Below are 11981 nucleotides of genomic sequence, written 5' to 3' on the forward strand. Positions count from 1 at the left end.
CCGGCACTCAAGCCGGATTCGCCACCATCAGGCGCATGCTCACCTTGCCGTCCGCGGAGTGGACGAGGCCGTCTTTCCAGCGCAGGCTCCTGGTCAGGTCGATTTCGGTCCACCCCGGACTCAGTTTGGCGTCGAGAAAACCGTTGTTGACGCCTATTGCCTTGCCGTGTCCGGTGGATACCATGGCGTGTTTCAATGTGCCGTCCCTGACGCCGATGAACCCGATGCGCTGCCCCGAAGAGACTTTTGCAAATTCGGTCGGCGTGGCTACCTGGCGCGCGTTTTTCAAAAATTCGCTGAATTGTCCCGCGCGCGTCACGGTATGCAGTGCCTGCGCGCGGCTGGCTGGTATCAACCCGGCTTCCTTCTCGAAATTTATGACTGCATCCCAGCATACGCCGCCACGAGCCAATCTCCTTCCCACCCTCGACTGAGCACTTCTCGTGACGACCCGCGCGAGCTTTCTGACCGTGTTGTGGGCGCGCCCTCCTGTCGCGACGACTGTTTTTACGGTTTTCACCGTTTTTCCAACTTTGATCACGACTCTCGTTATCCTGGACCCTCGGCCTACTGCGCTTCCTACCCCTCCCACCACTGTTGGCAACGCAGAAATCGCTACCATGACCACCTGCTTGGCTGCCTCCGGATCATCGCCGAGATCATGCTGGCGTTTAGCTTCATAGATGCCGTACGGAGGGAACATCATCGTGCGGTGCATGTTGGTATACCCCTCCATTTCGGTTTCTTCATACGCTTCTTTCTTCTTTCCCATTAGCGTCGATCGAAATATGTGATCGGAAATTTTTTTGGCCGCGTCTTCCGCATTCGATTCGGCTACGGTTCCCGACCGCCCGAGAATGTCATCGAGAAGAGAGGTTTCAGGGTAATCAAACGTGACGTAGCTCTTGCCCCACTCGAGATGCCCCAGCTCATCGCCGAAAAACAGATGCTCGTTGAGCTGGATCCATTCGAGCCGCTCTTCTTCGTTTTCGGGAATGGCGATCACGAGATCCGGATGCGTTGGCACTATGGCGACGAATTTGCTTTCGCCCGCATTGTTTTCGATTCTCATTATGGCGCCATCAGTCGAACTCCGGCTGATCCAATCCTCGGAGCGCTTTGCGGATTTGACCTGCGATACGGCAAATTTTTCGCCATCGGTTATGCCACGCTCAGCGATCTTTCGGACAATTTCCTGCGTGCCGTCGCGTATCGAATTTTCGATGTGGGCCTCCACCCGCTTGTCGAACTCCTTGTTCAGGCTGGGCAGGTCGCGGATTATTTTGGGATATTCCCGGACACTTCCGTCGAGAACAGGTATGTTGAGGCCGTACTCCATATAGATATCTTCCGCGGCTACGTCGAGCTCGTCTTTCTCTGAGTGCGGATAGCGGTAAATCACGGTAAATTTCTGCTGTGGATCTATGTTGTTGTCTCGCAGCATGTCCCTGGCGACCTCCCGCCGCCGCGGCATGCTCTCGGTTGCCCTGGTCAGCAACGGTTTGCCGGGGGCGGCGGGGCGGTGGGTATGTTTGACATGGTATTTGCGACGGTGAGCTTTTCTGCGCCGTCGTGTCAGCCTTGGCGGTGCCGGGGCTTGTGCGCCGCCGCTGCCGGGCGGTTCGAACTCGTGACCCGTCGAGTTCAGCGTACGCAAAGACGTATTGAGCGCAGCGAGGGGCGCACTGGCGGCATCTCCAGCGGACGAAGGCTTCTCATTCGGAATGTTTTCTCCTTCGTTCGAGCCGGCATCGGGCCCTTCGTTGCCACGCGCGCCTCCGAAGTCGTCTCGTAGCTCGGCGGCGCCTCCGGGGGCTACCAGTGTCGGCAAGACATACAGCGAGAGCGCGATGAATTGCAGCGCGGTGCGCGCGACCAATCGCGACGGCCGTGGTGCGTACGTAGTCGGCAGTCCAGTGGGTAATGGATTTCCGACCTCCGAGACTACCGCGAGGAAGTCCGCAATCTCCTCTTCCGAGGGCGCACGGGGTAACCGAGCCGCATCGCTCGTGCGATGTCGAAGACTGCGCGTCGGTTGCGCGTCGCTGCCTGCGCGGTTTGCGTCATATTGGCCGACCGCGCGGCGCCAACGGATTACTTCGTCTTGTGGGCTGCCGCGCTGCGTGAGGAACTTGGGCATGTTCCAATGACATAACGAAGACGAGCGAATTGACGATGGATCGTCAACGGCGACGACTCCAGACGCCTGCCCGCCCGAGCGGTGCTCCGACTCGTCGGACCTCGAACAGCGAGATGCGACGACCGGGCTACGCCCGCCGAATCAACCTTAGCAGCAGGATGAGAACGACCGCGCCAACCGTGGCCGTGATGATCGATGCAATGAAACCGCTGCCGACATGAATATGGAGCACGCCCGCCAGCCAGCCTCCCGCAATCGCACCGATGATGCCGACAGCGATATCGCCGAGCAGGCCGAAGCCGCCTCCACCGACTATCAGGCCGGCAAGCCAGCCTGCCACAGCGCCGATGATGAGCCAAGCAATGATCCCGTGTGCCGCCATGGAAGCCACCTCATTTTTGCTGTTGCGAAAACGTCGATGTCGAACGATTATTCAGGCAGGCGGTGCCTCCGTCAACTTCTATAGCAATGGATACATGAGTCGACAGCGTGATTGTGCTGATTGTGCTGATTGTGCGGCGCATTTCTCAAAGAGAGAGCGAATGCGGCATCAAAGCCTTTAATCCGTCGCGTGCGGCCCAGGATCGTTGGCTTCTCCGGGATTGACCCGCGCAGATATTTTGGTCCCGATTGGCATGTCGATCTGTTTCGAGTGTGCCGCTAGGCCCACCTTCTCAGTCCCGCTCCCACTGCCGCAGACAGCCCGAGAGCGGGATAAGCCGCATCGACCGCCTCGATATCCGCACGCATCTCGGCGATCAGCCAATCGCGCACGGCGACCACGATCGGCCGCATGGGCCGGCCCGGCGCCCATGAAAGGCAGCACATGCGGTCCGTAACCCGCACCTCGTTTTCCGCCGGCACGAGCGCGTGCTGCGCAAGCCAGTGCATGACGACGTTCACCCAGCCAAGTGCGATTCCCTGGCCGAGCAGTGCCGCCTGTACGACGATGGCGTAGTCGTTGAAGCTCAATACGCTGGCCGCATGCCGCGTTCCGTTCTTGAAGGCGGCAAACCGCGCGTGCCAGCCACGCTCTTCGTCATCCATCACGATCACGGTGTCGCCGTGAGCGCGCCATTCGTCGGTGTACGCGAGTTCCTGATAGCGCGGATTGCAAACGGGGAGCAGGATCTCCGGCATCACGGGCACACTGTTCTCGCGCATTTCGCCCTCATGCACGAAACGCATCCCGAGATCCACATCGCCGAGCGGGCCGCCGATCCGGCCGGAAATCAATTGGAAGCGCAAGTCGATCGCGGGAAAAGCCTGATTGAGCCGGCTCATACGCGGCATCAGCCAGTGTGTCGTGAATGCGGTCGACACCGACAGCGTGACGGGCTCGATGCCTGTCGCACGCGCTTCGATCTCGCGAATCGCGTCCTCGATGCCGTTCAATCCCTCGGAAATCTTTCGGTACAGGATCCGGCCGTTCTCGGTCAGCTCTATGCCGCCGTGCACGCGCTCGAAGAGGCGCACACCGAGATGGTCCTCCATGCGCGAGAGCATCCGGCTGACGGCCGGCTGGCTGACGTACAACTCCTGCGCCGCGCGCGTGAAGTTGCCGCAACGCGCGGCCGCTTCGAACACGAAAAGCGCGTTGGCGCTGGGTAGCTTTCTGCGTAGGCTGGGCATGACGTCATGTTATGCCCAATCCAACAATTCGGGAATTGCGGCCAAAAAAGTCGGCGCCTATATTTTTCATCAACGAGGCAGCCGAGCGAGAACCCAACGATGGATGCACGAGCCAGAACCGGCGTATCGATTCGATCCGCCGCAAAGCGTTACGGGCCAGTCGTGGCGCTGGACGATGTGTCGCTCGACGTCTCGCAGGGCGAATTCGTCTCGCTGCTCGGACCGTCCGGGTCCGGCAAGACGACGTTGCTCGGCATCCTGGGCGGCTTCGTCCAGCCCAGTGCCGGTAGCGTCTGGGTGGGCGACCGGGACATTACATTCGTGCCGCCGCACAAGCGCAACATCGGCATGGTGTTTCAGAGCTACGCGCTCTTTCCTCATATGACCGTCGGCGAGAATATCGCATTTCCATTGCGCGCCCGCCGCGAGCCTCGGGCTGGCTGGGCCCGCAAAGTGGCGGATGCGCTCGCAATGGTCGAGCTTCGCGGCTACGAACACCGAAGGATCGGCGAATTGTCGGGCGGGCAACGGCAGCGCGTCGCGCTCGCCCGAGCGATGGTGTTCGAGCCGCAACTGATCTTGATGGACGAGCCGCTCTCCGCGCTCGACAAGCAGTTGCGCGAGACGATGCAAATCGAGCTGCGGCGGCTGCATCGCCGGCTCGGGGCGACGATTGTCTATGTCACGCATGACCAGCGCGAAGCGCTGACGATGAGCGACCGGGTCGCCGTGCTGAAAGACGGCAGGCTTGTGCAGGTCGATACGCCCGAGCATTTGTATGACCGGCCCTGCAACGCCTTCGTAGCGAGCTTCATCGGCGAGGCCACATTGCTGCCCGTCACGCGGGCCGGCGTGGATGCCGTGCGCCTCGGCGAGGCCGTGCTGCGCACCGCGTACCCGCTTCCGCCCGCCGACCGTTTGCTGCTCGCGGTGCAGACCGAGAAACTCGTGATCGACGTGGGCGACGCACCGCCCGACGCGAACCGGCTTACCGCGCGTGTGACAGAGGTGTTGTACCAGGGCGAGAGCCTGCGCGTGTTTGCGTCGCTCGCCGACGGCACGACGGTCAGCCTGCGCCAGCCCGGCAATCACGAGGCGCGGCAGCGGGTCCCGCAGCCCGGCGCTTCGGTGCGCGTCGCGCTTTCTCCGCGCGACACGATCGTCGTACCGGCATGACGGAGCAACTGCGCCCGGCACTGCCTTTCCCTTATCAGCCACAACGCAACGCAATCAAGGATGAACTCATGAAGCTCACCGATTTCAAGGTGCTGACATTCGACGTCGTCGGCACGCTCATCGACTTCGAGCAGGGGGTGCTTGCATCGGTGCGCCGCCTCGGCGGCCCCGCCGCTCGGGATCTGAGCGACGAACAGATCTTCGAGCCGTACATGCGCGGTCGCGCCAGGTTTCCGGGGCGATCCAGCCATGAAATGGCGAACGTCTATCTGTCGCTCGCGAAGGAACTGGGCTTGCCCGACGATGCGCAATCGGCCGCCGCGTTTCAGCGCGACGTGCTCGAGTGGCCCGCATTCGCGGATTCGGTCGAAGCCCTCAAACGGCTGCGCAAGCATTTCCGGCTGGTTGCGATGACGAACGCGGACCGCGTTGCGCTTTCCTCTTACGCGCACACGCTCGGCGACCCTTTCGACGACTCCGTTTGCTGCGACGAGACCGGCGTTGCCAAGCCGGACCCTCAGTTCTTCGCGTACAACCGCGGGCGCCAAGCCGCATTCGGCTACAAGTTTCGCGAGATTCTTCATACGGCGCAAAGCCAGTACCACGACATCGGTGTGGCGACGCAACTGGGCTACGCGACTTGCTGGATAGAACGCCGCCAGGGCCAGAAAGGCTTCGGCGCGACGCCGGTGCCCGAACGGATCACGACGCCGACGTTCTGCTTTCCGACGCTCGCCGCGCTCGCGGATGCCGTGGAAGCCGAACTCGCCCTGGCCTGATCATGCTCGCGCCGCTCGTCTCTTCCTCGCCGCAGCCCGATTCGCTTTGGCGCCACCTCGCTGCGCGCACCGGTGAGCTCGATCTGCCGATCGGCGGCGGGCCGCTCGCGCGGGACGTGCAGACCGACGTTGCCGTGATCGGCGCCGGCTATTCGGGCCTTGCGGCCGCGCACGCATTGAGCCGGCGCGGTGTGCCGTGCGTGGTGCTCGACGCCAATCCGGTGGGGTGGGGCGCGAGCGGGCGCAACGGCGGGGTCGTGTCGTCGAAGTTCCGGTTGTCGTTTCCGGCGATCGCGGCGGCGCACGGGCTCGACGTCGCCAAGCGGATGCATCGGCTGGCGCACGATGGGGTGCGAGCCGTCGAATCGTTCGTCGACGAGTTTGCCATCGCGGGGGCGGCGTTCGAGCGCACGGGTAGCCTGCGCTGCGCGCACACCGAACGCGCGCTCGCCGCTTGCGTTGCCGAAGCGGACTGGGTGCGCACCTCGCTCGGCGATCGTTCGATGACGGTGTTGACGCGCGGCGAGATCGAGGCGGAGTCGGGATCGAAAGGGTTTGTCGGTGGGGTGCTGAGCGCGGATGCCGGTACCATCCTGCCGCTCGAATACGTGCGTGGTATTGCGCGCGGTCTTGCCGCGCGCGGCGTGCCGATTCACGAAGCGACGCCCGTGGTGGCGATCGAGCGGGTGCCGGGCAAGCCGGGCGTCAGTGCGCGCACGCCGGCGGCCACGGTGCGCGCGAAGCAACTGATCGTCGCGACGAACGCCTATTGCGGCCTGACGCCGGCAACGGCCGCCTATCGGCGCGAGCTGGTGCCGTTTCGCAGCGCGATGATCGCGACCGAGCGGCTGCCGGCCGAACTGGACGCGAAACTGATGGTCGCCCGGCGCAGCTATACCGAGACGCGTCGGATGATGAAATGGTTTCGCCGTGCCGACGGACGCATGCTGTTCGGTGGGCGCGATGCATTCGGCAAGGAGGGGCAGCGCACCGGCTTCGACGCGCTGCGCCGCGCAATGGTTGCGTTGTTCCCCGATCTCGAGGGCCTGCGCATCGAATTCCAGTGGTCGGGCTATGTCGGCATGACCTTCAACGCGCTGCCTCACGTGGGCCGCAGCGATGAGGCCACGGTGTTCTGCCTCGGCTACAACGGCGCCGGCATTGCCATGGCGAGCCTTGTCGGCCAACACGCCGCCGCGCTGGCGCTCGGAGAAACGCCCGATCTTGCGCTGCTCGCGCAAAAGGGGCTGCGGCCCGTCCCATTTCATTCGCTGCGTGGCCCCGGGGTCCGGCTCGTCGCGGCTTGGTACCAGCTTCTCGATGCCATGGGGGTATGATGGCCACTGCCAGGGGAATCGTTTCCGAGTACGACATGATGCGCTCGAGCGAGACACATGCGGCGAGGCGCCACCAGCGGCGCGAGGATCGCGCGATGTTGTTGCTGATGGCGCCAGCATTGGCGATCGTCGTCGTTCTGCTCGTCGTGCCGCTTGCATGGTTGTCGTGGCAATCGATCCGGCAGGACGGCGGCTTCACGCTCGCGAATTACCGGCGCCTTTTCAGCGGCACCTATCTCGACACTTTTTTGCTCACGTTCAAGCTGAGTGGCATCGTCACCGGCATCACGCTGCTGCTCGGCTACCCGGTGGCTTATCTTGCGGCGTCCGTGCGCCCCAGGGTGAGCGCGTTGATCCTCGGGATGGTGGTCCTGCCGTTCTGGACGAGCGTGCTCGTGCGCACCTATGCATGGCTCGTGCTGCTCCAGCGCACCGGCATCGTCAACAAGGCGCTCGTTGCGTCCGGTCTCGTCGATCAACCGCTGCGGCTCGCCTACAACGAGTTCGGCACCATCATCGCGATGGTCCATATACTCTTGCCGTTCATGGTCCTGCCGCTTTACTCGGCGATGCAAAAGATCCCCGGTAGTTTGTCGCAGGCGGCAGCGAGCCTCGGAGCCTCGCCGGCCCACGCGTTCGTGCGTGTGTTTCTGCCCTTGTCGATGGGCGGTGTCGTGGCCGGCGTCACGCTTGTGTTCGTGCTTTGTCTGGGTTTCTACATCACGCCGGAGCTCATGGGCGGCGGCAAGTCGATCATGGTCTCGATGGTCGTGAGCCGCAATGTGGAAATCTACAACAGCTGGGGGGCGGCGAGTTCGTTGAGCGTCGTGCTGCTGCTGTGCGTGTTCGCGATCTTCTACGCGGCGAGCCGCGTGATCCCTCTCGACAAGACATTGGGGGCGAAATGAAACCCAATCCGCTCGTGCGCGGGCTGCTCGTCGCATCGGTCGCCCTCATCCTTGCGTTTCTGATGATTCCCGTCGTGATCGTCGTGCCGCTCTCGTTCTCCGATACGCGTTTCATGACGTTCCCGCCGCCGGCGCTGTCACTGCGGTGGTACCAGGCGTTCTTCGGCAATCCGGATTGGCTCGCGGCTGCGCGCACGACGCTCATCGTCTCTTCGTGCGCGACTGCCATCGCGACACCCATTGGAATCGCGGCGGCCTATGCGATCGAACATGGCGCACATCCGCTGATCCGCCGACTGCGCACGGTGCTGATGCTGCCGCTGATGGTGCCCATCATCATCGTTGCCGTGGGCGTATTCTTCGTCTATGCGCGAATGGACTACGTGAACACGCTCGGCGGGCTGGTTCTTGCCAATACGATGCTCGGATTGCCGTATGTCGTCATCGCCGTCGGTGCGGACCTGCGCTCCTTCGACCACGCGCAGGAGATGGCTGCGCGCAGCCTGGGAATGAACCGGCTGCGCAGCTTCGTGGCCGTGACGTTGCCGCAGATCCGCTCGAGCGTGATCTCGGGCGCGGTGTTCGTGTTCATTCAGGCGCTGGACGAGACGGTCGTCGCGCTCTTCGTTTCGGGCGGTGGGAACCAGACGCTCACGCGCCGGATGTTCGTTACGCTGCGCGACGAGATCGATCCGACGATTGCGGCGATCAGCACGATGCTCACGGCGCTCACGCTGGCGTTGATACTCATGATGGTCATCAGTCGCCGCGGCGGCGGCATTGCGGAGGCAGCGCGCGCATGAAGAATGCCTTGAAGTTCTACATCGATGGCGCGTGGAGCGCCCCGGCCGGCGATGCACGGCTGCCGGTAATCGATCCGTGCACCGAAGCGCCGTTCGCGGAGGTCGCGCTCGGCGAGGCGCGCGACGTCGATCGGGCCGTGGCTGCCGCGAAGCGGGCGTTCCCGACGTTCGCGCTGACCGATCCTGCCGAGCGCATTGCGCTCGTACGCCGGATTCTCGACGTCTATCTGACCCGCAGCGACGAGATCGCCGACACGATCTCGCGCGAGATCGGCGCGCCGCGTCAGCTTGCGCGGGACTGGCAAGCGGGGCTCGGGCGCCGGCATCTGGAAGAACTGCTGCGTACCTGCGAAACGTTCGCGTGGCGGCGCCAGAAGGGCACGACGCTCGTGTGCTACGAGCCGGTCGGCGTTGCCGCGCTGATCACGCCGTGGAACTGGCCGATCAATCAGATCGTCTGCAAGGTTGCGCCGGCGCTCGTGGCGGGCTGCACAATGGTGCTCAAGCCCAGCGAGGTATCGCCCTTGAACGCCGTGCTCTTCGCCGAAGTGCTCGAGGAGGCGGGTGTGCCGGCCGGTGTTTTCAACCTCGTGCATGGCGATGGCCCAACGGTCGGTGCCAGGTTGTGCGCTCATCCGGACGTGGATATGGTCTCCTTCACCGGTTCGACGCGAGCCGGGGTACAGGTGGCGACGCTCGCCGCGCCGACCGTCAAGCGCGTGCACCAGGAACTGGGTGGCAAGTCCGCGAATCTGCTGCTCGACGATGTCGATTTCGATGCGGCAGTGACGAGGGGCGTCAACAGCTGTTTCAACAACAGCGGGCAATCGTGTAATGCACCGACGCGCATGCTCGTGCCGGCCGCGCGTCACGGTGAGGCTGTCGAGATCGCGCGGCGCGCAGCAACTGCGCATTGCGTCGGCCCCGCCGATGCTCCGGAAACGACGATGGGCCCGGTTGTCAGCCACGTGCAGTTCGAGCGCGTGCAACGGTTGATTGCAGCCGGCATTGACGAAGGTGCGACGCTCGTCGCCGGTGGGCTCGGCCGGCCCGAGGGACTGGAGCGCGGCTACTACGTGCGCCCGACGGTGTTTGCGGACGTACGGCCCGACATGGCGGTTGCGCGCGAAGAGATCTTCGGGCCCGTGTTGTCGATCCTGCCTTATCGCGACGAGGAGGACGCCATCGCAATCGCCAACGACAGCCCCTATGGGCTTGCCGCATACGTGCAGTCGCGCGATCTCGATCGTGCCCGTCGCGTTGCGTTCAGACTGCGTGCGGGGAGCATTCACCTGAACTACCCCGCATGGGACCCTGGTGCGCCGTTCGGTGGTTACAAGCAATCCGGAAACGGACGGGAGTACGGCGAATGGGGGCTCGAATCGTTTCTCGAAGTGAAGGGGGTCATCGGGCACGGAGGCTGATCGCCCGGCGCGGCACACGGTAGATGGCGGACAGGCGCTCGGCGAGTGCGAACGCCGCATGCCTCCCGCTATTGCACTGGCCGTCCGCGCAGCATGTCGGCGATTCGCTCCGCGATCATGATCGTCGGCACGTTCGTGTTCGCGCAGGGTATCGAAGGCATCAACGATGCGTCGCAGACCGTCAGCCCCTCCACGCCGTACACCGTGCCGTCCGGCGCCGTTACCGCGAGCGGATCGTTCGGGGCTCCCATCCGACAAGTGCCCGACGGATGCCACGTTCCACCGACAGACCGAATGACGAACTCGGTCAGCGCCGCGTCATCGGCTAAAAGCGCATCGAGCGAGATGCCTTGCGTAATGACGCGAGCGATCAGCGCGCCTCGTAGTGGCCCGGCAACGTCGAGCAGCGCACTGAGTGCGCCGCGCTGCGTCGCGTTGAGCTTGCCGGGCTCGGCGACCGCGGCGACGCGTGGAGAGTAGCTCGACGGAAAGATCGGCCCGAGCCGCGGCGCGAGCGCCGGGTCGGCGAGCGTATGCGCGCCGAAACGTACGGCGTCTTTGAGCCGTTCGAGGTCGCGCGGGTCGGACAGCATCGAGAACTCGACAGCGGGTTCTCGATCCGCGTGGGCCGAGGCGAGCCGCACGCAGCCGCGCGAGTACGATTTGTTGACCCAGAAGAACATCGTACCAAGGCGATATCCGATCGAGTGCCAGCCGGAGCGAGAGAGGATCGCGCCGTGCATGTCGCCCGCAGGCGTGCCGGGGAGGCCGGACGAGTAGCGGATGACCGCCTGCTCATGATGCTCGTCGGGAAAGGGGGTACGCATTTCACGCGGCAGGAACGCCGATACCGCAATGGAGGGGTGTTCCATCAGGTTGCGGCCAACGCCGTCCCGCGCGGCAACGACGCCGATGCCGTATGCCGCGAGTGCGTCGACGGGGCCGACTCCGCTGCGCATGAGCAGCGCGGGACTATGGATTGCGCCCATGCTGACGATGACCCGTTGCGCGTGCAACGTGCGGCGCTCGCCATCGGCGAGGCGCACGTCGGCGCCGATGGCACGGCGGCCGTCGAATATCACGCGCTCGGCAAGCGCGCCGGTGTGTACCGTCAGATTCGGTCGTGCCCGGGCGTGCTCGTCGAGATAACAGATCGACGTCGGAATGCGTTCGCCTGCTGCACTGACCGCGATGACGCCCACATAGGCGCCGTCTTCCCACTGCCCGTTCTGATCGATCCGCTGTGGATAGCCGCGCCGCTCGAGCGCGCCGAGCACGCCGCGCACGAACGGCGAAAGCCGATCGGCACTCGCACGGCGAACGCACAGCGGCCCGTGCGCGCCGTGAAGCGGCCCATCCAGATCGCGATCGGTTTCGAGCTTGCGAAAGTAGGGCAGGCACTGTGCCCAGTTCCAGCCGGTTGCGCCGAGCGCGTCCCATTCGTCATAGTCGGCAGGCGCACCGCGATTGGCCATCAAGGCATTGATCGCCGAGCCGCCACCGAGCACGCGGGCCTGCTCGTAGCGCCGCGGCGCAGCGGGCGCGCTCATGCGCGCTTGCAAACGCTGCCAGATGTTGCGTGTGTCCAGATAGGCCCGCCCTGGATATCGGCTGCGGATATCGGCCGGCATCGACGCCTGGGTGAGATCGCGTCCCGCTTCTACGAGGCAGACCGTCTTGCCGGCGTCTTCGGTGAGGCGCGCGGCAAGTACGCAGCCCGCCGACCCGCCTCCGAGAATGAGGTAATCGTACACAGTCGCGAGTGATCGATACGGGAATAGA

General features: G+C 64.1%; 10 protein-coding genes. 6 read left to right on the forward strand and 4 right to left on the reverse strand.

Annotation, left to right across the window (positions count from 1 at the left end; all coding sequences use genetic code 11):
* Window positions 1-7: 7 nt before the first annotated feature.
* The 3 genes from U0034_RS12315 to U0034_RS12325 form a co-directional block, all read right to left on the reverse strand.
* A complete protein-coding gene (locus U0034_RS12315; protein WP_139831161.1) occupies window positions 8-2140 on the reverse strand; it encodes a hypothetical protein in 2133 nt (710 codons plus the stop codon).
* A gap of 127 nt (window positions 2141-2267) precedes the next feature.
* The gene (locus U0034_RS12320; RefSeq protein WP_085227886.1) at window positions 2268-2522 is read right to left on the reverse strand and encodes a GlsB/YeaQ/YmgE family stress response membrane protein; all 255 of its coding nucleotides are present in this window, start codon (window positions 2520-2522) and stop codon (window positions 2268-2270) included.
* Between the two features lie 278 nt (window positions 2523-2800).
* The gene (locus tag U0034_RS12325; protein WP_085227887.1) at window positions 2801-3772 is read right to left on the reverse strand and encodes a LysR family transcriptional regulator; all 972 of its coding nucleotides are present in this window, start codon (window positions 3770-3772) and stop codon (window positions 2801-2803) included.
* A gap of 99 nt (window positions 3773-3871) precedes the next feature.
* On the opposite strand from U0034_RS12325, the gene U0034_RS12330 reads away from it, so the two are divergent.
* The 6 genes from U0034_RS12330 to U0034_RS12355 all read left to right on the forward strand — a co-directional run bounded on the left by U0034_RS12330 (window position 3872) and on the right by U0034_RS12355 (window position 10199).
* Window positions 3872-4948, forward strand: a complete 1077-nt coding sequence (locus U0034_RS12330) for an ABC transporter ATP-binding protein (RefSeq protein WP_085227888.1) — start codon at window positions 3872-3874, stop codon at window positions 4946-4948.
* Window positions 4949-5016: 68 nt separating this feature from the next.
* Entirely contained in the window at window positions 5017-5727 is a 711-nt protein-coding gene (locus U0034_RS12335; protein WP_085228108.1) for an HAD-IA family hydrolase, read from the forward strand.
* 2 nt (window positions 5728-5729) lie between these two features.
* Window positions 5730-7064, forward strand: coding sequence for an NAD(P)/FAD-dependent oxidoreductase (locus U0034_RS12340; protein ID WP_085227889.1), 1335 nt, complete (start codon window positions 5730-5732; stop codon window positions 7062-7064).
* Between the two features lie 38 nt (window positions 7065-7102).
* Window positions 7103-7972 carry an ABC transporter permease gene (locus tag U0034_RS12345; RefSeq protein WP_176072601.1) on the forward strand — a complete coding sequence of 290 codons (870 nt, stop codon included), beginning with the start codon at window positions 7103-7105 and terminating at the stop codon, window positions 7970-7972.
* Window positions 7969-8775 (forward strand): ABC transporter permease, encoded by an 807-nt coding sequence (locus U0034_RS12350; protein ID WP_085227891.1) that lies wholly within the window; start codon window positions 7969-7971, stop codon window positions 8773-8775. The genes U0034_RS12345 and U0034_RS12350 overlap by 4 nt, the downstream gene beginning before the upstream one ends.
* On the forward strand, window positions 8772-10199 hold the full coding sequence (locus tag U0034_RS12355; protein ID WP_085227892.1) for an aldehyde dehydrogenase family protein: 1428 nt from the start codon (window positions 8772-8774) through the stop codon (window positions 10197-10199). The genes U0034_RS12350 and U0034_RS12355 overlap by 4 nt, the downstream gene beginning before the upstream one ends.
* A gap of 68 nt (window positions 10200-10267) precedes the next feature.
* Here the strand turns inward: U0034_RS12355 and U0034_RS12360 are convergent, their stop codons facing one another.
* Entirely contained in the window at window positions 10268-11953 is a 1686-nt protein-coding gene (locus U0034_RS12360) for a GMC family oxidoreductase (protein ID WP_085227893.1), read from the reverse strand.
* Window positions 11954-11981: the final 28 nt, after the last annotated feature.

The sequence above is a fragment of the Trinickia caryophylli genome (assembly GCF_034424545.1).
GTDB lineage: Bacteria > Pseudomonadota > Gammaproteobacteria > Burkholderiales > Burkholderiaceae > Trinickia > Trinickia caryophylli.

Coding starts and splice junctions, on each gene's coding strand:
- U0034_RS12315 (WP_139831161.1), bottom strand. CDS start 2,140: ATGCCCAAGTTCCTCACGCAGCGCGGCAGCCCACAAGACGAAGTAATC.
- U0034_RS12320 (WP_085227886.1), bottom strand. CDS start 2,522: ATGGCGGCACACGGGATCATTGCTTGGCTCATCATCGGCGCTGTGGCA.
- U0034_RS12325 (WP_085227887.1), bottom strand. CDS start 3,772: ATGCCCAGCCTACGCAGAAAGCTACCCAGCGCCAACGCGCTTTTCGTG.
- U0034_RS12330 (WP_085227888.1), top strand. CDS start 3,872: ATGGATGCACGAGCCAGAACCGGCGTATCGATTCGATCCGCCGCAAAG.
- U0034_RS12335 (WP_085228108.1), top strand. CDS start 5,017: ATGAAGCTCACCGATTTCAAGGTGCTGACATTCGACGTCGTCGGCACG.
- U0034_RS12340 (WP_085227889.1), top strand. CDS start 5,730: ATGCTCGCGCCGCTCGTCTCTTCCTCGCCGCAGCCCGATTCGCTTTGG.
- U0034_RS12345 (WP_176072601.1), top strand. CDS start 7,103: ATGCGCTCGAGCGAGACACATGCGGCGAGGCGCCACCAGCGGCGCGAG.
- U0034_RS12350 (WP_085227891.1), top strand. CDS start 7,969: ATGAAACCCAATCCGCTCGTGCGCGGGCTGCTCGTCGCATCGGTCGCC.
- U0034_RS12355 (WP_085227892.1), top strand. CDS start 8,772: ATGAAGAATGCCTTGAAGTTCTACATCGATGGCGCGTGGAGCGCCCCG.